The sequence below is a fragment of the Ideonella benzenivorans genome, from assembly GCF_020387415.1.
GTDB classification, from domain to species: domain Bacteria; phylum Pseudomonadota; class Gammaproteobacteria; order Burkholderiales; family Burkholderiaceae_C; genus Ideonella; species Ideonella benzenivorans.
In genome coordinates, this window is record NZ_JAGWCB010000018.1 from 125,967 (window position 1) to 146,883 (window position 20,917).

General features: G+C 61.3%; 21 protein-coding genes. 18 read left to right on the forward strand and 3 right to left on the reverse strand.

Going from position 1 to position 20,917, the window contains the following annotated elements; translation table 11 throughout:
- Positions 1 to 25: 25 nt before the first annotated feature.
- Together KGA65_RS17015 and KGA65_RS17020 are read left to right on the forward strand one after the other, a co-directional pair.
- Positions 26 to 1,207 (forward strand): DUF2332 domain-containing protein, encoded by a 1,182-nt coding sequence (locus tag KGA65_RS17015; RefSeq protein ID WP_225864317.1) that lies wholly within the window; start codon positions 26 to 28, stop codon positions 1,205 to 1,207.
- A 40-nt stretch (positions 1,208 to 1,247) separates the two neighbouring features.
- Positions 1,248 to 2,444 (forward strand): amino acid aminotransferase, encoded by a 1,197-nt coding sequence (locus KGA65_RS17020; RefSeq protein ID WP_225864318.1) that lies wholly within the window; start codon positions 1,248 to 1,250, stop codon positions 2,442 to 2,444.
- Positions 2,445 to 2,476: 32 nt separating this feature from the next.
- Here KGA65_RS17020 and KGA65_RS17025 read toward each other — a convergent pair whose 3' ends face one another.
- Complete coding sequence (locus tag KGA65_RS17025) at positions 2,477 to 2,671, reverse strand: hypothetical protein (protein WP_225864319.1); 195 nt, start codon at positions 2,669 to 2,671, stop codon at positions 2,477 to 2,479.
- A 141-nt stretch (positions 2,672 to 2,812) separates the two neighbouring features.
- On the opposite strand from KGA65_RS17025, the gene KGA65_RS17030 reads away from it, so the two are divergent.
- The 14 genes from KGA65_RS17030 (at position 2,813) to KGA65_RS17100 (ending at position 16,498) form a co-directional block, all read left to right on the forward strand.
- Entirely contained in the window at positions 2,813 to 3,223 is a 411-nt protein-coding gene (locus tag KGA65_RS17030; RefSeq protein ID WP_225864320.1) for a DUF1924 domain-containing protein, read from the forward strand.
- 11 nt (positions 3,224 to 3,234) lie between these two features.
- Complete coding sequence (locus KGA65_RS17035; protein ID WP_225864321.1) at positions 3,235 to 3,714, forward strand: diheme cytochrome c; 480 nt, start codon at positions 3,235 to 3,237, stop codon at positions 3,712 to 3,714.
- Positions 3,715 to 3,723: 9 nt separating this feature from the next.
- Positions 3,724 to 4,494: a cytochrome b/b6 domain-containing protein gene (locus KGA65_RS17040; RefSeq protein ID WP_225864322.1), complete on the forward strand. Its 771-nt coding sequence runs from the start codon at positions 3,724 to 3,726 to the stop codon at positions 4,492 to 4,494.
- Positions 4,495 to 4,502: 8 nt separating this feature from the next.
- Positions 4,503 to 5,174: a winged helix-turn-helix domain-containing protein gene (locus KGA65_RS17045; protein ID WP_225864323.1), complete on the forward strand. Its 672-nt coding sequence runs from the start codon at positions 4,503 to 4,505 to the stop codon at positions 5,172 to 5,174.
- Entirely contained in the window at positions 5,171 to 6,583 is a 1,413-nt protein-coding gene (locus KGA65_RS17050; protein ID WP_310740984.1) for an ATP-binding protein, read from the forward strand. The genes KGA65_RS17045 and KGA65_RS17050 overlap by 4 nt, the downstream gene beginning before the upstream one ends.
- Positions 6,584 to 6,770: 187 nt before the next feature.
- Positions 6,771 to 7,652, forward strand: a complete 882-nt coding sequence (epsE, locus tag KGA65_RS17060) for a polysaccharide export protein EpsE (RefSeq protein ID WP_310740985.1) — start codon at positions 6,771 to 6,773, stop codon at positions 7,650 to 7,652.
- 26 nt (positions 7,653 to 7,678) lie between these two features.
- Positions 7,679 to 8,809 carry a GDP-mannose 4,6-dehydratase gene (gene gmd, locus KGA65_RS17065; protein ID WP_225864324.1) on the forward strand — a complete coding sequence of 377 codons (1,131 nt, stop codon included), beginning with the start codon at positions 7,679 to 7,681 and terminating at the stop codon, positions 8,807 to 8,809.
- 23 nt (positions 8,810 to 8,832) lie between these two features.
- Positions 8,833 to 10,113, forward strand: a complete 1,281-nt coding sequence (locus tag KGA65_RS17070) for a lipopolysaccharide biosynthesis protein (RefSeq protein ID WP_225864325.1) — start codon at positions 8,833 to 8,835, stop codon at positions 10,111 to 10,113.
- A 164-nt stretch (positions 10,114 to 10,277) separates the two neighbouring features.
- Entirely contained in the window at positions 10,278 to 10,721 is a 444-nt protein-coding gene (locus KGA65_RS17075) for an LbetaH domain-containing protein (protein ID WP_225864326.1), read from the forward strand.
- Positions 10,718 to 11,995 carry a hypothetical protein gene (locus KGA65_RS17080; protein ID WP_225864327.1) on the forward strand — a complete coding sequence of 426 codons (1,278 nt, stop codon included), beginning with the start codon at positions 10,718 to 10,720 and terminating at the stop codon, positions 11,993 to 11,995. Before KGA65_RS17075 ends, KGA65_RS17080 begins: the two co-directional genes overlap by 4 nt.
- Positions 11,983 to 13,266: a glycosyltransferase family 4 protein gene (locus tag KGA65_RS17085; protein ID WP_225864328.1), complete on the forward strand. Its 1,284-nt coding sequence runs from the start codon at positions 11,983 to 11,985 to the stop codon at positions 13,264 to 13,266. Before KGA65_RS17080 ends, KGA65_RS17085 begins: the two co-directional genes overlap by 13 nt.
- Before the next feature lie 11 nt (positions 13,267 to 13,277).
- Positions 13,278 to 14,021 carry a hypothetical protein gene (locus KGA65_RS17090; protein WP_225864329.1) on the forward strand — a complete coding sequence of 248 codons (744 nt, stop codon included), beginning with the start codon at positions 13,278 to 13,280 and terminating at the stop codon, positions 14,019 to 14,021.
- Positions 14,022 to 14,348: 327 nt separating this feature from the next.
- Complete coding sequence (locus KGA65_RS17095; RefSeq protein ID WP_225864330.1) at positions 14,349 to 15,098, forward strand: glycosyltransferase family 4 protein; 750 nt, start codon at positions 14,349 to 14,351, stop codon at positions 15,096 to 15,098.
- A gap of 38 nt (positions 15,099 to 15,136) precedes the next feature.
- Positions 15,137 to 16,498 (forward strand): endo-1,3-alpha-glucanase family glycosylhydrolase, encoded by a 1,362-nt coding sequence (locus tag KGA65_RS17100; protein WP_225864331.1) that lies wholly within the window; start codon positions 15,137 to 15,139, stop codon positions 16,496 to 16,498.
- A gap of 15 nt (positions 16,499 to 16,513) precedes the next feature.
- On the opposite strand, the gene KGA65_RS17105 is transcribed toward KGA65_RS17100, so the two are convergent.
- The gene (locus KGA65_RS17105) at positions 16,514 to 17,455 is read right to left on the reverse strand and encodes a GDP-L-fucose synthase family protein (RefSeq protein WP_375142651.1); all 942 of its coding nucleotides are present in this window, start codon (positions 17,453 to 17,455) and stop codon (positions 16,514 to 16,516) included.
- A complete protein-coding gene (locus KGA65_RS17110) occupies positions 17,452 to 18,717 on the reverse strand; it encodes a glycosyltransferase WbuB (protein ID WP_225864332.1) in 1,266 nt (421 codons plus the stop codon). Before KGA65_RS17110 ends, KGA65_RS17105 begins: the two co-directional genes overlap by 4 nt.
- A gap of 309 nt (positions 18,718 to 19,026) precedes the next feature.
- Between KGA65_RS17110 and KGA65_RS17115 the strand changes: the two genes are divergently transcribed.
- Together KGA65_RS17115 and KGA65_RS17120 are read left to right on the forward strand one after the other, a co-directional pair.
- A complete protein-coding gene (locus KGA65_RS17115; RefSeq protein WP_225864333.1) occupies positions 19,027 to 19,284 on the forward strand; it encodes a hypothetical protein in 258 nt (85 codons plus the stop codon).
- Positions 19,285 to 19,447: 163 nt separating this feature from the next.
- Complete coding sequence (locus tag KGA65_RS17120; protein ID WP_225864334.1) at positions 19,448 to 20,914, forward strand: O-antigen ligase family protein; 1,467 nt, start codon at positions 19,448 to 19,450, stop codon at positions 20,912 to 20,914.
- Positions 20,915 to 20,917: the final 3 nt, after the last annotated feature.

A 20,917-nucleotide genomic window follows, 5' to 3' on the forward strand; every position in this document is an offset into this window, starting at 1 on the left:
GCCCGCAGGCTCTACGCTGCGCGCCATGGACTGCCTGAACATGAGCGCCCCGCTGGCCGACCACCGCCACGCCGCCGGCTACGAGCACCACGGCCTGCACGAGTTCGTTGAGGAGCCGCTGTACCAGCGCCTGTGTCGGCTGACCGCGCGCAGCCCCGCGGCCCTGGCCCTGCACGCCGCCCTGCCCCCCGGCCCGCTGCGCCCCACGCTGTGGCTGGCCGCGCTGCACGAGCGGGTGCTGGCCGGCGGCACGGCCCGGCCGGACGCGCTGGCCGGCTGGTTCGCCAGCGTGGGCGGCCCCCGCGCGGTGGAGGACCCCGCCCTGCCCGCCGCCTTCGAGGCCTTCGTCGCCCGCCACGCCGCCGTGCTGCGCCAGCACCTGGCCCAGCGCGCCACCCAGACCAACGAGGTGGGCCGCGGCGCGGTGCTGCGCCCGGCCCTGGCCGAGATCGCCCGGCGCAGCGGCCGCCCGCGTCTGGCCCTGTTCGATTTCGGCGCCAGTGCCGGGTTGAACCTGAACGTGGCGCACCACCGCGCGGTCTACACCTTCGACGACGGCCGGCCCCCGCTGGCCGCCGGCCCGGCAGGGGCTGCGGTGCCCGAGCTGCCCTGCCGCGTGCACGGCCAGCCCCCGGCCGACTCCCTGCTGGGCGGCGGCTGGCAGCTGGCCACGGGCCAGGGCTGCGACCTGCAGCCGGTGGACCTGCACGATGCGCGGGCCCGCGACTGGCTGCTGGCCTGCCTGTGGCCGCGCGACACCCTGCGGGCCGAGCGCCTGCGCCGCGCCTTGGTCGTCGCCCAGGCGCACCCGCCCCATGTCACGGCCCATGCCGACGGGCTGACGCTGCTGGAACGCTGGCTGGACACGCTGCCCCCGGACGTCACCCCGGTGCTCTGGCACAGCTGGGTGCTGGCCTACTTCCAGCCCGAGGCGCTGCGCGACTTCCGCCGCCGGGCCGAGGCCCTGGTGGGCCGGCGCGGGCTGTGGTGGCTGTCGGCCGAGGACGCGGCGCACACCCAGGCCCTGTGCGACCTGCCCCTGCCCACCGATGCGGTGCCCGGCGAGGCCCGGGCCGCGCCCGCCAGCCACACCTTCTGGACCCTGACGGCCCCGGCCCCGCAGGTGGACGATGCGCGGCAAGTCACCCTGCTGGCCCGCGCCCATCCACACGGCCACTGGCTGCAATGGCTGGCCCCGGCGGGATAATGCGCGCCTTTCCCGCGAACCGCCTTTCACAGGATCCTGCATGTTCCAGCACATCGAGCCTTATGCCGGCGACCCCATCCTCACGCTGAACGAGGACTTCCAGAAGGATCCGCGGCCGGACAAGATCAACCTGTCCATCGGCATCTACTTCGACGACGACGGCCAGATCCCGGTGATGGCCGCGGTGCGCGAGGCCGAGGCCCGCATCGCCGCCCATCCCGGCCCCAAGCCCTACCTGCCGATGGAAGGCCTGCCCGCCTTCCGCAGCGCCGTGCAGGCCCTGCTGTTCGGCCTGGGCCACCCGGCACTGACCGAGCACCGCGTCGCCACCATCCAGGCCGTGGGCTCCAGCGGCGGCCTGAAAGTAGGCGCTGACTTCATCCACCGCTGGTTCCCGCAGAGCGAGCTGTGGGTCAGCGACCCGACCTGGGACAACCACAAGGCGGTGTTCGACGGCGCCGGGGTGAAGGTGCACACCTACCCCTACTACAACGCCGAGACCGGCGGCCTGCGCTTTGAGGAGATGCTGCACACGCTGCGCCAGCTGCCCGCCCACAGCGTGGTGCTGCTGCACGCCTGCTGCCACAACCCCACCGGTGTGGACCTGAGCGCCGCCCAGTGGGATGAGCTGATTCCGGTGCTGCGCGAGAAGAAGCTGCTCGCCTTCCTGGACCTGGCCTACCAGGGCTTTGGCGATGGCGTGGATGCCGACGCCTACGCGGTGCGCGCGCTGGCCGCCGCCGGCCTGTCCTTCTTCGTCGCCAACAGCTTCTCCAAGAGCCTGAGCGTCTATGGCGAGCGCTGCGGCGCGCTGAGCGTGGTCTGCCCCGACGCCAAGCAGGCCGACGTGGTGCTGGGCCAGCTCAAGGCCACGGTGCGCCGCAACTACTCCAGCCCCCCGCTGCATGCCGCGCAACTGGTGGCCACCGTGCTGGGCACGCCCGCGCTGCACGCACAGTGGGTGCATGAGCTGGGCGCGATGCGCGAACGCATCCGCGCCATGCGTGCCCGGCTGCACGCCATCATCAGCGCCAAGGTGCCGGGCCGCAACTTCGACTACTTCATCACCCAGCGCGGCATGTTCAGCTACACCGGCCTGAGCCCGGCCCAGGTGGACCGCCTGCGCGAAGAGTTCGGCGTGTACCTGGTGCGCTCGGGCCGCATGTGCGTGGCCGGTTTGAACTCGCGCAACGTCGAGCGCACCGCCGAGGCGATGGCCGCCGTGCTGGCGGGCTGAACCCGTCCCCTGGGCCGGGGCGCGCCCCCGGCTCAGCCCTGGCCGCCGGTCACCCCGCTGGCCACGCCGGCGGCCTGCGCCAGCGTCTCGGCGCCCAGGGACGCCCGCTCGCCGGGGTGGCCGCCCAGGGCCATCGGGATGCACACAAAGGCCAGCAGCACCACCGGTGCCAGCGTGGCCACCACCACGCCCGTGAACTGACGGACAAAGTTTTCGATCTGGGTCATGTCGCGCTCCTGTCGCTTGAATCCATGCCGCTCATGGTGGGGATCCGATCTGAAGCACGGCTGAACCCGGCGCCCTGTTCTTAAGACGGCCTTCAGTCCCCACCGCCACCATGCGGACCATCCCGATACCGGAGGTCCGACATGCCCTTCTCGATCCGCCGCCACGGCCTGGCCGTCTGCGCGGCCGCCCTGTGGGCCGGCCTGAACGCCAGCGCCGCCCTGGCCGCCACCCCCGCCGAGCTGCTGGCCGGCTACAGCGCTGAGGCCGGCGTGCGGGCCGAGCCCGCCCGGGGCCAGGCCTTCTTCACCCAGCGCCACGGCCAGGAATGGGCCTGCGCCAGCTGCCACACCGCCAACCCCACGCAGGCGGGCAAGCATGTCGTCACCGGCAAGAGCATCGCCCCGATGGCGCCGGCCGTGAACGCCCAGCGCTTCACCGACCTGGCCAAGACCGAGAAGTGGTTCCGCCGCAATTGCAAGGACGTGGTCGGGCGGGAGTGCCAGGCCAACGAGAAGGCCGACATCCTGGCCTGGCTGATGACGCTCAAGTGAAGGGGCCGACGATGAAGCAACTCACCGCCGCCCTGCTGCTGCCCTGGCTGGTCCTGGCCAGCGCCGGCCTGCACGCCGAGGAAGAGGAAGAAGGCGGCCACAGCCGCCGCGTGCCGGCCCTGCCCAAGTACCAGCAGGAATGCAGCGCCTGCCACGTGGCCTACCCCGCCTTCGGCCTGCCGGCCGCCTCCTGGGCCCGGCTGATGAACCACCTGCCGCAGCACTTTGGCACCGACGCCTCGCTGGACCCGGCCACCACGCGCGAGATCAGCCAGTGGCTGCAGGCCAACGCCGCCACCGGCCACCGCGCCCAGGACACCCCGCCCGAGGACCGCATCACCCGCAGCCGCTGGTTCGTGCGTGAACACCACGAGATCAGCTCGGCCACCTGGCAGCGCGCCGCCATCGGCAAGCCGTCCAACTGCGCCGCCTGCCACACCGGCGCGCCGCAGGGCCGCTTCAGTGAACACGACGTGCGCATCCCGCGCTGAGGAACCCGCATGACCACCGCAAACCCGAGCGCCGGCGCCAGCGCCGCGCCCACCGCCGAGCAGGAAACCGCCCTCAGCCCCGTGCGGATCTGGGACTGGCCAGTGCGCGTCTTCCACTGGCTGGCCGTGGCCTGCTTTGCCGGCGCCTGGCTGACCTCTGAAAGCGAGCGCCTGCACCTGGTGCACATCACCTGCGGCTACACGCTGGCCGGCCTGGTGGCCTTCCGGGTCGTCTGGGGCCTGCTGGACACCGGCCCGGCGCGCTTCGCCAACTTCGTGCGCAGCCCGGCCGCCGCCTGGCGCTACCTGTGCTCGCTGCTGAGTGAGCGGCCGCTGCACTACACCGGCCACAACCCCGCCGGGGCGCTGGCCATCGTCGCGCTGCTGGGGCTGATCGCCCTGACCGTGGGGCTGGGCTGGGCCACCGAGACCGAGCGCCTGCCCGCCTGGCTGGACGAAGGCCACGAACTGGCCGCCAACGCGCTGATGGCCCTGGTGGTGGTGCACCTGCTGGGCGTGGCCGTGGGCAGCCTGCGCCACCGCGAAAACCTGCCCCGCGCCATGCTGACCGGCTTCAAGCGCGGCCTGCCGGGCGAAGGCCTCAAACGCACCCGCGCCTGGCTGGGCGTGCTGATCCTGGCGGCCGTGCTGGGCTTCTGGGCCTGGCAGTGGCAAAGTGCCCCCCAGGTCACCCCCGGGCTGGGTGATGGTGCGGCCACGCCCCTGGGCGCCCCGCTGGGGCAAGGGGGAGAGGGCGACCGTGACGATGACGACGACTGAACTCCACGATGCGCATCCTGTTGGCTGAAGACGATCCCCTGCTGGGCGACGGCCTGCGCGCCGGCCTGCGGCAGCAGGGCTTTCAAGTGGACTGGGTCCGCGACGGCCTGGCCGCCGAGCGCGAGTTGCGCTCCGGCGTGTACATCGCCGCGGTGCTGGACCTGGGCCTGCCGCAGCGCGATGGCATGGACGTGCTGGCCCAGGTGCGTGGCGCCGGCATCACCACCCCCGTGCTGGTGCTGACCGCCCGCGACGCCCTGCCCGACCGCGTCCGCGGCCTGGACGCCGGCGCCGACGACTATGTCGTCAAGCCCGTGGACCTGCTGGAGCTGGGCGCCCGGCTGCGCGCCCTGGTGCGCCGCGCCCACGGCCAGCCGCAGGAGCGGCTGTGCGCGCTGGACGTGGCGCTGGACCCCGCCGGCCGCAGCGTGACGCTGGCCGGTGAGCCGGTGGCCCTGTCCGCCCGCGAGTTCGACCTGCTGCAGGCGCTGATGCTCAACGCCGGCCGCGTGCTCAGCCGCGAACAGCTGGAACAGCACCTCTACAGCTGGGGCCAGGAGGTGGAAAGCAACGCCGTGGAGGTGCATGTGCACCACCTGCGGCGCAAGCTGCGGCCCGAGCTGATCGTCACCGTGCGCGGCGTGGGTTACATGGTGCCCCGGCCCGAGGGCCTGTCATGACCCTGCGGCGGCCCGGCTCGCTGCAACGCCGGCTGTTGCTGGCGGTCACAGGGGCGGTGGCGGCCCTGTGGCTGGCCACGGCCGTCTTCACCTATTGGGAAGCCCAGCACGAGCTGGACGAACTGCTGGACGCCCACCTGGCGCAGGCCGCCTCGCTGCTGGTGGCCCAGGCCGCGCCGGTGGATGGCGACCTCCGCCACGACGACGCCCAGGACGGCCGGCACCCGGACCCCGACGACGGCCTGGTGGACGCGCCGCGGCTGCACCAGTACGCCCGCCGCGTGGCCTTCCAGGTCTGGCATGAGGGGCAGCTGGTGATGCGCTCGCCCACCGCGCCCGACACCCCGCTGTCCACCCTGGCCAGCGGCTTCGAGAACCGCACACTGGCCGACGAAACCTGGCGCCTGTTCGCCACCCACGGCCGCGAGAACGATGTGCAGGTCTATGTGGCCGAGCGCATCAGCTCCCGCAGCGACATCCTGTGGGGCATGATGCGCGGCCTGCTGGGCCCGCTGCTGCTGGCCCTGCCGCTGATCGCCCTGGCCGTGTGGGGCACGGTGTGGCGCACGCTGCGGCCGCTGGGGCAGCTCAGCCGCGCCCTGGCCGCGCGCCAGCCGGGCGACCTGGCCCCGATCACCCTGCCCGAGGCGCCGCCGGCCGAGCTGGAACCCGCGCTGCGCGAACTCAACGAACTGTTGGCCCGCATCGGCACGCTGATCGACGGCGAACGCCGCTTCACCGCCGACGCCGCCCATGAGCTGCGCACCCCGATTGCCGCCATCCGCGCCCAGGCCCAGGTGGCCCTGGCTGCCACCGCGGACGACGAGCGCCGCCACGCCCTGCAGGCCACGCTGCAGGGCTGCGACCGCGCCAACCACCTGGTGCAGCAGCTGCTGACCCTCTCCCGCGTGGAAGCGGCCCACCACGCCAGCGGGCCCGGCACCCCGCCGCCGCCGCTGGTGGACCTGGCCGGCGTGGCCCGCGCCGTGGTGGGCGAACTGGCCCCCACCGCCGTGGCCCGCCAGCAGACGCTGGCCCTGGAGGCCCCCGACACCCTGCCCCTGCCCGGCAACGACACCCTGCTGCGGGTGCTGCTGCGCAACCTGGTGGACAACGCGCTGCGCTACAGCCCCGAGGGGGCCGAGGTGCAGGTGCGCCTGACGCAGGACAGCGACGGCACCCATCTGGAGGTAGAGGACAGCGGCCCCGGCCTGGAAGAGGCCGAACTCGCCCGCCTGGGCGAACGCTTCTTCCGCAAGCTGGGCACCGGCGTCAGCGGCAGCGGCCTGGGCTGGTCCATCGTGCGGCGCATCGCCGCCGCACAGCACGCGCAGTTACAGGTGACACGCTCCACCCGCCTGGGTGGCCTGTGGGTGCGGGTGGACTGGGCGCCACCATCCCCAATCTGACCGACGTTCTCGTCGCGTTACCGGCACAAAGCATGCACTGGGGCCCTCTAGGGGTTGGTCCCAGGGTCGGTCTTGGCAATAGTGTTCATCTGGCGTGCACCAAGTTGCAACTTGATGCCCCCAGACTGGCGCTCTTGCCTTGCACTACCTCCCTGGTCCACCCAGGGATTCACCCGGTTTGCATGCCATGTCCAACGCTGTCACGTCCGTTCCCGCCCGCCCGGCCCGGCCTTCCCGCCGCTGGCCCCCGGCTCTGCTGCTGAGCCTGGCCCTGCTGGGGGCCGGCGGGCTCCCCTTTCCCTCCGCCCAGGCCGCCGGCGCGCCGGACCTCAGCCAGGCCGTCGAATACAAGCTGGGCCCGGGCGACCAACTCCGCATCCAGGTCTACCAAAGCGATGACCTGACGCTGGAAACCCGGCTGTCGGACCGCGGCGTTCTCTCTTACCCACTGCTGGGCCACCTGCAACTGGGCGGCCGCACCCTGCTGGAGGCCGAAGCCCTGATCGCCGACGGCCTGCGCAAAGGCCAGTACGTGAAGGACCCGCAGGTCACCGTGGTGCTGCTGCAGGTGCGCGGCAACCAGGTGAACGTGCTGGGCCAGGTGGCCAAACCCGGCCGCTACCCGCTGGAAGCCGGCGTCAACCGCCTGAGCGACCTGCTGGCCACGGCCGGCGGCATCACCCCTCTCACCGGCAGCGACATCGTCACCGTGGTGGGCCAGCGCGGCGGCAAGCCGTTTCGCAAGCTCATCGACCTGCCCCAGGTCTTCAGCAGCCCGGACGCCAGCGACGACCTGGTGCTGGCCGCCAACGACGTCGTCTACGTGGACCGCGCCCCGGTCATCTACATCTACGGCGAAGTGCAGAAACCCGGCCAGCTGCGGCTGGAGCGCGGCATGACCCTGCTGCAAGGCCTGGCGGCCGGCGGCGGGTTGACGCTGCGCGGCACCGAGCGCGGCATCCAGGTGCAGCGCCGCGCCGCCCAAGGCAAGGTGGAGATGCTGCAGCCCGACATGCAGGCCCCGTTGCAGGACGGCGACGTCATCTACGTGCGCGAAAGCATCTTCTGAAACAAAAGCCCCAGGAAGGAACACCCATGACCCGCAAAGTGGCCCTGATCACCGGCGTGACCGGCCAAGACGGCTCCTACCTCGCCGAATTCCTGCTGAAGAAGGGCTACGAGGTGCACGGCATCAAGCGCCGCAGCAGCCTGTTCAACACCGACCGCATCGACCACCTGTACCAGGACCCGCACGCCAGCGACCGCAAGTTCATCCTGCACTACGGCGACCTGACGGATTCGACCAGCCTGGTGCGCATCATCCAGAAGGTGCAGCCTGACGAGATCTACAACCTGGCCGCGCAAAGCCACGTGGCCGTCTCGTTCGAAGAGCCCGAATACACCGCCAATGCGGACGGCATCGGCGCGCTGCGCATCCTGGAGGCCATCCGCATCCTGGGGCTGACGAAGAAGACCCGCTTCTACCAGGCCAGCACCAGCGAGCTCTATGGCCTGGTGCAGGAGATCCCCCAGAAGGAAACCACGCCCTTCTACCCGCGCAGCCCGTACGCGGTGGCCAAGCTCTATGCCTACTGGATCACGGTCAACTACCGCGAGGCCTACGGCATCTACGCCTGCAACGGCGTGCTGTTCAACCACGAAAGCCCGCAGCGCGGCGAAACCTTCGTCACTCGCAAGATCACCCGCGCCATCAGCCGCATTGCCCTGGGCCTGCAGGACTGCCTGTACCTGGGCAACCTGAGTGCGCTGCGCGACTGGGGCCACGCCCGCGACTATGTGGAAATGCAATGGCTGATGCTGCAACAGGCCCAGGCGGAAGACTTTGTGATTGCCACCGGCGTGCAGTACAGCGTGCGCCAGTTTGTGGACTTTGCCGCCAAGGAGCTGGGCGTCACCCTGGCCTTTGAGGGCGAAGGCGAGCAGGAAATCGGCATCGTCCAGTCAGTGACCGCTGTGAACGGCAAGATCAAGGCCAAATGCAAGCCGGGCGACGTCGTTGTGAAGGTGGACCCGCGCTACTACCGCCCCACCGAAGTGGAGACGCTGCTGGGCGACCCGAGCAAGGCCAAGGAGAAGCTGGGCTGGACGCCGACGACGAGCTTGGCCGAACTGGTCAAGGAAATGGTGGAGGCGGACTACACCGCCGCGCGCAAGGACAGCCTGGTGAAATTGGCAGGGTTCCAAGCGTTTGATCACCACGAATAAAGGAAATATAGCCAGCCCAGCAGATGAGCACCGCAATATTCAACCGAATTGCCAAAGGGGCCGGTGCCAACGCATTTGGTCAAGCCACCACCATAGTTATACAGATAATATCTGTACCGATATATTTATCATGTTGGAGTAGCGAATACTACGGTGAATGGCTAATGCTATCGGCATTGCCGTGGATTCTATCAATCACGGACGGAGGCGTTGTTGCCGTTTCAGCGAATCTCATGACAATGCAGGTCGCCTCCGGAAAAATAGAGGAAGCCCAAAAAACTTTTTCGACAGCCATTAGCTTCTGCCTATTCACCGTCGCCACCCTATTCCTTATATCCTCTCTGCTGACGTGGGCGATCCCCATCCAAACCAACGAGCAGAGCACAAGAATCACTCTCCAATTCCTGATTATTTGCAGTCTCCTCACCATCACATCAGGCCTCCACGAAGCCCTAATGCGGTCAGAAGGAAACTATCCCTCAGCCGTATTTAGGATCAACTTAATTCGACTAAGCGAATGGGGATCAGGGATATTGGCGCTTCACATATCGCCAAGAATGGAAGTGGTAGCCATGGGTATGGCGATGGGACGCGCCCTCGCTCTCGCCATCTGGCATAGAGAATGCGTTCAAAAGTCAAAATTCAAGTGGGCCGGCAGAAAAATATCCATCAACGAAGTAAAGCACCTCATTCGAGACGCCGCGTCTTTTGCCGCCATCCCAGCTGGAAATCTAATAGCGCTACAGGGCACACTATTGCTCGCCGGAAGCATATACGGAAGCGCAACAGCCGCACTATTCTCAATATACAGAACACTGGCTCGCTCATTGGTTCAACTATGCACCATCTTTTCCAGATCCGCATGGCCTGAAATTTCAAAAATGGCAGGACAGGGAGAGTGGGGAAAACTAAGAGAAACATATAAGACACTCTCCGTGTCCCTTGGTCTAGCATCTCTCTTTGCGGGCCTCTTCATTTACATCTTTTCCGAAAATATAATATCATTTTGGACAAGAAGTAGTATAGGTCAGGACAAAAAATTGCTGCTAGCAACACTAACCTCAGCCATACTGACACCTGCTTGGCAGGTTGGGATGGTTGTACTCACCGCCACCAATAATCACCGAACCTTCGGCCCAATGTATCTTCTATTGGCCGCAACATCCACCTTTATATTCGCATTTCTCAGCCAAATCTTTGGGCTACAGATATCAAATAGTGCTTGGGCACTTGTCTCATTTGATGTGCTTCTCATTGCTCTAGCACGCCATCAGATGCAGAAAATAATATTCAAGATACCATGAAGACACTCAATCATATATTGAGCAATAGACGGCGAAAGTTCGACTCACTGTCGGAGAGACTCAAGTGCTACGCGAAGCGTATATATCACCTTCCGACACTTATCCTCGTGGACCTAAGGATAGTAATCCTATCGAATAGAGGCGCTAACATTTCCCCCAGCGCCATGGTTGAGAAAGCCGTTATTCGCGGAAGGCCGGAGAACCTTTCGATTGGGAGCCACACATTTGTCGGAAGAAGGGTGGAGCTGCAGGCATTAGCCAAAATATCAATCGGAGAGTCCGTAGTAATAAACTCAGATTCAAGAATACTAACAGGGTCCCACGATATAAACTCACCCGACTGGCATCTAGAGACAAGCCCAATCGAAATCGGCGACTACTGCTGGATTGCGACAGGATCAATGCTCCTCCCCGGAACAATTTTGAGCCGCGGCGTAGTGGTCGGAGCTGGCAGCGTAGTAAAAGGCCAATTTCCCGAAAATTCGGTCATAGCGGGAAACCCCGCAAAGATCATAAAAACAAGGAAACCGGGAGGTGAATATAGATATACACCCTCATACAACTCCAGCGCGTATGAAGCGTGGGGGCACAAATTGGTAGAAAAATGAATACTTTTGCGCTCCTATTTTCGACAGCATTTGCAGCCTTTTTCCTGACATCTCCCAACATCGAGACAGGAAAGAGAATGTTTCTATTTGTGCTATACGCGTCAACCGTCTACTACGGGATTCTAGGCCCATGGTACTGGCTCACCTATCAAGATGGCGCATTTCTTGGAGTCGATTGGAACGCCCCCCTCGGATATATTGGTTACTATTTCTGCGCGATATTTATTGGCACCACCTTAATAGTAGCACTCACCTTTCGAACCACCTTCAATTCGCCCATTTCTGCAGATGCCTACCCGATTAGCGAAAGAGAGAACCTCCGAATCCGGATCTTGGCCACCATCGGTGCCTTTAGCTCGATCTACGTGGTACTAGGCGCAGGCACTGGAGATCGAAATACAGGTGCAACCGACGGAGTCATGCTTATTTCGCTTCAATTTTCAGACTTGCTAGTCGCAGTATTCCTATTCCTGTACGCCAGAGAAAGACTAAATCGCATCTGGATAGCCATCCTAGTTCTATTCACCATCTACTCCGTAATAGTAGGTTTGAGGTACAGATTACTCCTTCTCTTTGGGCCCATGTTGCTATCCAGCCTTTGGCAAGGCATCAGAAGAAGTCCACTTCGCGCACTTCTTTCAATTATTGGAGTACTACTGCTAGTAACACTCTTCAGCCTACTCACCATAAGTAGAGAAAAATTCTCCGGCGTAAATTTCGACGCCCTCAGCAGCGTGGATCCTGATCTCTTTCTCTATGGCCTATTTGCAGAAACAAATATTATTTTTGGCCTAGGCGTTTCCCTAGAGATATTTGGCTCGAAGGAGAAATTTGCCGGACTCACTCCACTGCTAGATAGTTTGACTCAATTCATACCCAGGGCGCTGTATCCAGAAAAGCACCTTTACACCCATCTCGAATCCATCCAATACTGGCTCGGAGGAGATTTAATTTCAATGCAATCCGGCACGGCACCTCCATTTTTTGCAGAGTACTTCGCAATGGGAGGATATACCGGGATCGCGATAGGGGTTATTATATTCTCCTTACTGGTTAGCTTTCTGCTCAACGTTGGAATAAACATTTCATCCACGAAGCGCCAAGCCCTGGTTACTCAGTCATTTATTTCAATATACTTTGGATATTACTACTTCTCCAGAGGGTCAGTCGCCCAGATATTCAAGGGTATTACATTCATAATAATTCCATACCTGATACTTCTCGCTACCGAATCGAGAAGAATTTCAAGAGGGAGGACAAGTTGCAAGCAATAGTCATACACAGGGGCAGACGAGATGAATACCAAGTCGCAGATGCCCTAGCAGAAGCAGGATATGAGGTAACCCTCGTCACCTCCGGATATGGCACACCTGCTGTCAAGCTCATAGCAAATCTATTCAAGTTTCACAAGCTAAAAAAGCTCGCAGCAAGACGCGCCAAACAAAACATCACCGTCAGAAGCGGACTGTTAAATGAGCTAGTCGCCTTATTCCTACAAAGGATATTAGGAGAAGGGTTCGCGCACACATTCATCGTCAACAGAATGACAAAGGCGGCGCTACGGGAAATAGGTCCTCAAACCGCCCTTGTGGTCGCATACAACTACTCCGCCTACGAAATATTCGTAGATCCGCGGACTTTCAACACAAAAAAAATACTATTTCAATGTCACCCTCATCCGGGGCTCATTGAACAGATAGTTAGGAACGGGAGCAGACAGGGACTATTCCCGCTAGAAAATGGAGAAAAAGAGTTCTCATATTCAAAATCAGTTTTGTCAAAACTGATTGCTGAACCACACGTAGCTGATCACGTAATATGTGCATCGACTTTCACAAAGTCCAGCCTAATTTATACAGGAATAGGCGACGCATCGATATCAGTCATCCCCTATGGGGTTTCCAGCGCTTTCTCCGGACCACCCTCGCCCCCGAAGAAATCAAGGGAAAACGGGGGGCAACCCTTGAGGGTTATTTTTGTCGGCCAGTTTGTCTATAGGAAAGGCATACTTCTAATACCAAAAATACTTGAAATAATAAGCTTCCCGATTGAAATTACATTTGTCGGCAGAGGAAACAGAGAAAGCTCCCCTGAATTTCTTATCAAGGCCCCAAATGCTCAGGTAAGAACTTTTTGGGACATAAGCCACGATCAACTCGTTAAGCTATATAGCGAATCCGACGTATTCCTATTCCCGTCATTTATTGAAGGTTTCGCACACGTCATCTTGGAGTCTATGCGAGCGGGTTGCATTCCGGTCGTTTCAAGCGCGACCTGCGGACCTGATGTCATTGAGAATTGGATTGATGGCGTCACGATCGCTAAACAGGATCCAGACGATTATGCCGCCGCGCTAGAGAAGATATATGCAGAATGCAATATAGAAGCCATGTCGGCTGCAGCCAGACAGAAGGCCACGAGTTACACCTGGGAGCGATTTCGCAGCACTTTCTCCGAGCGTATCAATTCGATTAGAAATGGCAGCATCAAGAGTCAATCAGAGCTGAATTTCAAGAGATATGAAGATTCTCAATTCCACCCCTAATGGAAATGAAAATGAATATCGGACGAACCATCTTCAGAAACATCAGAATCGGCATCTCTTGCTCTCCAAATTTATACATACCACTAAGAAGGATGGCGGGGAGAACCGACGGGCTGGCTGAAGTAGGCACTCAACTCGTCATTGAAGGATTTCCGCGCTCGGGCAATTCCTATGCCGAAGCAGCCATCAGATGGTCCCAGAGGGATACCTTAAAGCTCGCTCATCACACCCATTCAGCTGCTCACGTCCTCTGGGCCATCAAGAACAGAATACCTGTTTTGGTTGTTTTTAGAAATCCAATTGACGCAATCACATCGCTGGTTCAACACGAGCCGGAAAGATATGCGTTCTCGGACTCGATACGCGAATATATTTCTTTCCACAGCGCTCTATTCAGATCCCAAGACAGCATAGTTTTCTCCCCTTTCCAGCAGACTACCAATGGCTTTCCAGATGTTATTAGAAATATAAATAGAAAATTCAACCTCGATCTCAGAACTTATGAGGATAATAGCAACGAAAACAGGGAGATATTCAACCTCTTAAACAGGCTCAGCCAATCAAGAAAAACAATAGACGGCGACACAGAACCTTATTCTCCGGATGTGGCACTAGAATTAAAGCTACGGAGAAAGGAGACGCGTGAGAGATTGATTGAGGAGCTGACTAGTAGCGGCCGCTATGCATCCATTCTCGCGGAGAGCATGGATGTATATAGACGCCTAGAGAACATATATATTTCAGGCACAGCCTAACAACACAGCGCAGCGGACCGAGAAATGCAAATTGATTTAATTGGCCCCTTCCCTCCTCCGGTTCACGGGCAATCTCTTGTAACTGATAAGCTTTCTGAGAAATTGAGCAACCACGGGTTACTTGTCCAAAGGATTGACGTCGGCGAGTCAGCCAATCGAGGAGCTCTTTCCAGGCTAATTCGGCTTTGGCGGAACCTCAAGGCGGCAGCCATCTCAACAACAAGAAGCTGGCCCATTTATATATCACTCAACTCAAATAGAGGCGTATGGATTTCATTGGCGCTAGTGGCCATCGCTAAGACAAGGGGGCGGCAGATAAGTGTGCACATGCATTCATATGCCACGATCAATAAGAAGCACCTCGCCATGAGCGCTATGGCAAAATTTCTTGGGAAAGAAGATGCCTTTATTTTACTGGGCCCTAAAATGCAAGCCGACTTTTTAAGGGTTTACACCACGAAGGCACACCTATTTCCTATAAACAACTCTGGCTTTATATCTCAGGAGAGAAGCCATTCAGGCCCCGAACCCGCATCAACCTCCATCAGGCTAGGCCACCTCAGCAACCTAACCATAGAAAAGGGTCTAGACCTCTGCATAGATTTGGCCGTCAAATGCAAGGAACAGGGATTGGACGTTACGCTAACGCTGGCGGGGCCAGTTATCACAAGCGCAGCCAGTGCGGCAATAGAAAAGGCAAAGAATGTTCTAGGAGAGTCTCTCATTTACAGAGGACCTCTTTATGGAGCCAAGAAGAACGATTTCTATCAAGAAATTGATTTCTTTATATTTCCAAGCAGCTACGTAAATGAAGCATACCCGCTCGTCATACTAGAATCAATTAGCAATGGAGTCCCCTGCATCAGCCTTAAATGTGGCGGAATAGAGGACATAATTGGCGAGAATGGAGGACTGCTCGTATCCCAAAGGGAAGAATTCATCGGATCAGCATTGAACTATCTAGAGGCCTCGCGGCAGCGCAAAGAAACACTGAAGGATATGGCCCTTTCTCAATTTTCCAAATTGGAGAAAATGCACACCTCCGAACTGCAGTCCTGGTTATCGGCTCTCAAATAGATTCAGCTCTTCTTGGCGCTGATGCGGAAGGTTATTTGATGGCATTTACCATGAAGCTCAGCAGGCAGGTCATTTCTTCTCTCGTTTTCCTGTTAATGCCATTCCATATAATGGCAGCACAGCCACCCTCACCGCACGGACTGGTGATCGCGCATTACCATATGCCATTCGCGCCACACGGTGCGACTCAATCAGGATATCGAGAAGATATAGACGAGGCTCAATCTATTGGAGTCAACGCCTTCGTCCTTAATTTCGGTAGCTGGCTACCTCAGGAATCTTTGTATCAGCGACGCCTTGACGAAATGTTCAAGGCAGCTTTTCCGTGCAAAACCGGATTCCGCCTCGCGCTCTCGTTCGATCTCGCAAGGAGCGGATTAAGTCCTTATGCAGCTGCTGACGCTTTATCCAGATATTTCCGCAGCCCGTGCTATCTTCATATCAATGGGCGACCCGCCATTTTTTCGTGGGGCGGCGAAGCCGAGACAGAAAAAGGAAGCCAATGGCGGCGAGAATTCGCAAGTCGATTTGGCAGCGAGGACAAATTTTTCTTTGTCCCTCATGTAAGAAATGGCGCCCCACAAAAGCCAGAAGAAGGGATCCCAAGAAACGAATCTGAGGCGCATTCATTTCTTGAATATCTAAAGAAAAGAGGAGATGATTCAATATTTTTCTATTCCGGCCCGAACCAGATAAATGGAGTCCAATACGGTAGACTTCTATCCGCATACACAAATATAAATACAGACAGCAAGTCAATTTTTATATCTATATCTCCGGCTTATGTTGGACTACTTCAACCCCAGCGTCGTGCATTTGACTACGGGGGATTGAGGGACTTTTTCGTTCAGTGGGAACCGATATTTAAATCAACCAAGAACGTCAACATTGAATTGTTCACTTGGAATGACATAGGAGAAGGAACATTCTTTTCTCCTAGCAAAGATATCCCAGCCACTGCGAGCGCACAGCTCCAAGAATTGGACTTTGCGAATTTTTCGCCAAGGACAGCCATATACAACATAACAAAGACGCTAATATATAAATTTCACAACGGGATACTTCCTCCTGATATGCCAATATCCATATATGGCTTTCTCCCCCCCATCGAAAATATCAGCGAAAGGCAATTTCTTATAACGGCAGCAAACACGCCCAACGGGAAAATTCTTATTCCTTTCTCCGGGAAGTGGATCTCTCTTAATATTAAACCCGGCATTAATCTTCTGGAAATACCAAAGAGTGTGGCCGCTCGGTCATTGATTCTTCGCCCAAGGAAGGGGGTTTCCTGCTTTTCCATGGAAAATGCCGACCAGAATCGCTCATCCCCGTTTGGGGCCTCATTCGAGATAACAGATTCATCAACGAACTGTGTTAAATCCAATGGAACGCCTGGCTAATTTATAGTCGACTCACTAAAGTGAACTAGATTCATAGGCCGACTTGATCCCGTCGCGCAGTTTCACCTGAGCGCGCCATCCAATCCCGTTAAGGCGCCCAACATCCAAGAGCTTCCTCGGCGTTCCATCCGGCTTGCTGCTGTCAAAGACAATCTCGCCCTCGAAGCCAACCACCTTCATCACCGTCTCGGCCAGTTCGCGGATGGTCACGTCCTCGCCCGTGCCGATGTTCAGCAGCGGCCCGTCATAGCCCTTTTCCATCAGAAACACGCAGGCATCGGCCAGGTCGTCCACGTACAAGAACTCCCGCCGCGGCGTGCCGGTACCCCACACCACATACTGTTTGTCGCCGCGCAGCTTGGCCTCATGGGCCTTGCGGATCAGCGCGGGCAGCACATGGCTGTTGTTGAGGTCGTAGTTGTCGTTGGGCCCGTACAGGTTGGTGGGCATCACGCTGATGTACTGGCGGCCATACTGGGCGTTGTAGGCCTCGCACATCTTGATGCCGGCAATCTTGGCAATGGCGTAGGGCTCGTTGGTGGGCTCCAGCGGGCCGGTCAACAAATACTCTTCCTTGATGGGCTGCGGTGCCAGCTTGGGGTAGATGCAGCTGCTGCCCAGGAACATCAGCCGCTGCACACCCGCCAGGTGTGCGCCGTGGATAAGGTTGTTCTGGATGGTGAGGTTGGTGTGCAGGAACTCAGCCCGGTAGGTGTTGTTGGCCTGAATGCCCCCCACCTTGGCCGCGGCGATGAAGATGTAAGCCGGTTTGTGTTGCGCCAGGTAAGCGTGCACGTCGGCGGTATCCATCAGGTCCAGCTCGGCGCGGCCGGGGGCCAGGATGTGGGTGTAACCACCGGCCTGCAGGCGGCGCACCAGCGCGCTGCCCACCATGCCGCGGGCACCGGCCACCAGAATGGTCGCGTCCTTGGGCATCTGGAAGGGTTCGGTATTCATGGTCGGGCAGTTCCTTGCTGATCGAGATTCTTGGCATCGGCCGCGGCGTTGTCGCCTTGGCCGGTGATGCGCTGGCAGTCGGCCACAAACTGGGCCAGCACGCTGTCTGCGGCCAGGTGGCGTTCGGCATAGGCGCGGGCGGCCTGGCCCAGTTGGGCGCGCAGGGCGGCGTCTGCCGCCAGGGCCTGCACCTGGGCCTGCATGTCGGCCACGTCGCCCGGCTGACACAGCCGGCCGCACTGGCTCACCACCTCGGCAATTTCTGAATGGGGCCGGGCGTTGCTCACCACCGGCCGCCCACTGGAGAGCATGGCCGTCAGTTTGGAGGGCATCACCAGGTCGGCCACGTCCGGGTCTTGCGGCAGCAGGTGCAGCTCGCCCAGGCGCGCCTTGGGCTGCAACGGCAGCAGGCGCACATTGGGCAGGCCGCGGGTGGCTTCTTCCAGCTGGGGTTTCATCACCCCGTCGCCGCAGATGACGAGGGTGACCGGCGCTTGGGCGGCCAGCAGCCGCCGCGCCAGTTCCGGCAACAGGTGCAGGCCCTGCTTGGCGCTGAGCGTGCCGCTGAACAGCGCCACCACCTGCCCGGGGGCGATGTTCAGTTCCTGCCGGTAGGGGCTGGGGGGGGTCAGCGGGGTGATGGCGTTCACATCCACCCAGTTGGGGAAGAAGACAACCCGCTCCGGCGCCACGCCCTTGTCGCGGGCCTTGTCCAGCATGCGCTGGGAGATGGAAGACACCACATCGAAGCGCCGGAACAGCCAGCGCTCCACATTGGTAACCAGTTGGCGCACCAGCTTGCCGCGCAGCAGGCCCATGTCGAAGGCCACATCCACCTCGTAATCCTGTACGTGCAACCAGGCGGGGGCGCCGCTCAGCCGCGCCGCCAGCAGCGCGCCGGGCGTGCAGGCGAACGCAGGCGCGCACACCCACACCACGTCAGGGCGCCAGAAGGCCTGGCGCACCACCACGGGCAGGGACGTGATGGCAAAGCTGATGAGGTGCAGCACCCGCGCCAGGCCCCCGGGGCGACGCGGCACCCACAGCGGGCAGCGCCACACCCGGGCGCCCTCCCACTCTTCACGGCGGTAGGCCCTGGCGCTGTAGCCCGCCCCCACCGCCCAGGCGGGGTAGTAGGGCGGCGCTGTCACCACGCGCACCTGGTGGCCGTGGGCCGCCAGCCAACTGGCCATCTCGCCCGTGTACTTGCCGATGCCCGTGGGCTCGGGCGCGAAGTTGATGCCGTAGAGAAGAATCTTCACCCTGACTGGCTCCCCTGTTGAGACCGCGCCGCGTGCCCGTTCCAAGCAGAACCCACACCCAGGCGATGCGGCCCCACCCCCACGCATGTGGTGGTGTTGCGTTGCAGCAAAATGTGGCATATTTCTCGCAACTGGACCACGGGCAAAAGGTTTTTTTTGGAAGCCTTGCCACAAGACGGTGCGGGACGTGGTAAGGACTGATGACGGCGTCACAGCCGGTCACCAGCTCCGTGGAAACCCCGTGCTAGATTGCAGTAAACCTTTGCAGTGAACTGGCGGTTCTATCCGCCGAAGCTAGGGAGCTAAGCCATGAAGCTGAACCAACTGCCCGCCGCCAGCTTGCTGCTGGTTGCACTGTGTGCCGTGTCGTCCGCGCACGCTGCGGTCACCGTCAAGAAGGTCACGGCCATCTCGGCCACCACCCCTTCGGTCGCGCCCCCCACGGGCACCGATACCCGTGAACCGCGCCACGAGCCGCCCACTGGCGGCGACCGCCTGACGCCCCTGCAGAAGCTGCTGCTGGCCATCTGGTGGAAGAACCACCACGGCGGTCCCAGCCTGTCCTGACAGCCTGCCTGACGCGCCTGCGGCGCGCGGACTGACCTTCTCACACGCAAGCCCTTTGCCGGTGCCAACGCACCGGCAGGGGTTGTCTTTGCCTGCGGGTTTGTAGGGTCGGTTTGTCGGCTTTGTATGGTTTCGCCGCATCCACCCAATTCCCCTCAGGCCCATGCAGCTGCGCTCCCACGATGAACGGACCGACGTGAGGGCGGCTGCAGGCCCGGCCAGCCGCTTGCCTTGGGCCGTGCTGTTGGTCACGCTGGCCTGGGCACCCTGGCCGCTGGGCAGCAACCGCCCCTGGGCCTTGGCCCTGATGGCCTTGCTGCTGAGCCTGACCGTGCTGGGCCTGCCCACGCTGGGCTGGGCCCCCCTGACCCACCGCCTGCAACGCGCCCGCTGGCCACTGGCGGCGCTGCTGGGGCTGGGCGTGCTGGCCGCGGCCCAATGGCTGATCGACACCGGCCCCCTGGCCACGGCGGACGCCTTTGCCACCCAGGCCTATCTGCTGCGCACCCTGGCCTACACGGCGGCATTCACCGCGGTGGTGAGCCTGGCCAGCACCGAGCAGCGCGTGCGCACGCTGCTGGGGCTGCTGCTGGCGGTGGGCGTGCTGCAGGCCTTCGTGGCGGTGCTCGTCATCGGTGCGCAGCAAGGGCACCAAGGCGGCTCCATCCAGTTGTTCTTCACCCCGCTGGGGCAGATGACGGGCCGCGCCTCTGGCACCTTTCCCAATGCGGACCACTTGGCCGGCTACATGGAGCTGTGCCTGGCGGCGGGCCTGGGTCTGATGGTGAGCCAGATGGCGGGCAGCACCGGCAGCCAGCGGCCGCGCTGGCAGGCCAGAGTGCAAGGTTTGTTGCAGTTTGTGCTGTCCACCAAGATGCTGGTGCGGCTGCTGCTGGTGGTGCTGGTGATCGCGCTGGTCATGACCCATTCGCGCATGGGCAACGGGGCCTTCTTCATCACGCTGCTGGTGGTGGGCGGCATCGTGGCCTGGCGCTCGCCCGTGCTGCGCCAACCGGCGCTGTGGCTGGTGGGCAGCATGGTGCTGGTGGATGTGCTGGTGATCGGCCAGTGGGTGGGGCTGGAGAAAGTGGTGAACCGCCTGCAAGGCACGGAACTGAACCAGAGCCAGGCCACCACTGTGGACCCGTTCGCCAACGAGCCCGTCTCGGCCCGCGTGGCCCGGCAGGAAACGCTGGAACAGAGGCTGCGCGCCCCCCGGGCCGCCCTGGGGCTGGTGGCCGTTTCCCCCTGGACGGGCCATGGTGGCGGTGCGTTCGAGGCGGCCTTTCCGCCCTTCAAGACGGAAGACGTCATTCCCTACCACTTTGACTACACCCACAACGACTACGTGCAGCAGGCCACCGAGGTGGGCTTGCTGGGCCTGGTGCTGTGGCTGACGGTGGGCCTGGCCGCAGGCTGGCGTGCCTGGCGCCTGCTGGGGCCGGGCCAGCCGCGGCTGAACCGCGGCGTGGCCGTGGCCACGCTCACCGCCTTGTGCAGCCTGGGTTTCCACAGCCTGGTGGACTTCAACCTGCAGATCCCCGCCAACGCACTGACCATGACGGTGCTGCTGGCCCTCCCGTTTGCGGTGTGCACGCCCTCCGGGCGTTCGCGCACCGCCTCTCCTTGAGCT

Coding starts and splice junctions, on each gene's coding strand:
- KGA65_RS17030 (WP_225864320.1), top strand. CDS start 2,813: ATGCCCTTCTCGATCCGCCGCCACGGCCTGGCCGTCTGCGCGGCCGCC.
- KGA65_RS17025 (WP_225864319.1), bottom strand. CDS start 2,671: ATGACCCAGATCGAAAACTTTGTCCGTCAGTTCACGGGCGTGGTGGTG.
- KGA65_RS17035 (WP_225864321.1), top strand. CDS start 3,235: ATGAAGCAACTCACCGCCGCCCTGCTGCTGCCCTGGCTGGTCCTGGCC.
- KGA65_RS17020 (WP_225864318.1), top strand. CDS start 1,248: ATGTTCCAGCACATCGAGCCTTATGCCGGCGACCCCATCCTCACGCTG.
- KGA65_RS17115 (WP_225864333.1), top strand. CDS start 19,027: ATGAAGCTGAACCAACTGCCCGCCGCCAGCTTGCTGCTGGTTGCACTG.
- KGA65_RS17105 (WP_375142651.1), bottom strand. CDS start 17,455: ATGAATACCGAACCCTTCCAGATGCCCAAGGACGCGACCATTCTGGTG.
- KGA65_RS17045 (WP_225864323.1), top strand. CDS start 4,503: ATGCGCATCCTGTTGGCTGAAGACGATCCCCTGCTGGGCGACGGCCTG.
- KGA65_RS17095 (WP_225864330.1), top strand. CDS start 14,349: ATGCATTCATATGCCACGATCAATAAGAAGCACCTCGCCATGAGCGCT.
- KGA65_RS17070 (WP_225864325.1), top strand. CDS start 8,833: ATGAGCACCGCAATATTCAACCGAATTGCCAAAGGGGCCGGTGCCAAC.
- KGA65_RS17100 (WP_225864331.1), top strand. CDS start 15,137: ATGGCATTTACCATGAAGCTCAGCAGGCAGGTCATTTCTTCTCTCGTT.
- KGA65_RS17080 (WP_225864327.1), top strand. CDS start 10,718: ATGAATACTTTTGCGCTCCTATTTTCGACAGCATTTGCAGCCTTTTTC.
- KGA65_RS17120 (WP_225864334.1), top strand. CDS start 19,448: ATGCAGCTGCGCTCCCACGATGAACGGACCGACGTGAGGGCGGCTGCA.
- epsE (WP_310740985.1), top strand. CDS start 6,771: ATGTCCAACGCTGTCACGTCCGTTCCCGCCCGCCCGGCCCGGCCTTCC.
- gmd (WP_225864324.1), top strand. CDS start 7,679: ATGACCCGCAAAGTGGCCCTGATCACCGGCGTGACCGGCCAAGACGGC.
- KGA65_RS17040 (WP_225864322.1), top strand. CDS start 3,724: ATGACCACCGCAAACCCGAGCGCCGGCGCCAGCGCCGCGCCCACCGCC.
- KGA65_RS17090 (WP_225864329.1), top strand. CDS start 13,278: ATGAATATCGGACGAACCATCTTCAGAAACATCAGAATCGGCATCTCT.
- KGA65_RS17075 (WP_225864326.1), top strand. CDS start 10,278: ATGGTTGAGAAAGCCGTTATTCGCGGAAGGCCGGAGAACCTTTCGATT.
- KGA65_RS17015 (WP_225864317.1), top strand. CDS start 26: ATGGACTGCCTGAACATGAGCGCCCCGCTGGCCGACCACCGCCACGCC.
- KGA65_RS17050 (WP_310740984.1), top strand. CDS start 5,171: ATGACCCTGCGGCGGCCCGGCTCGCTGCAACGCCGGCTGTTGCTGGCG.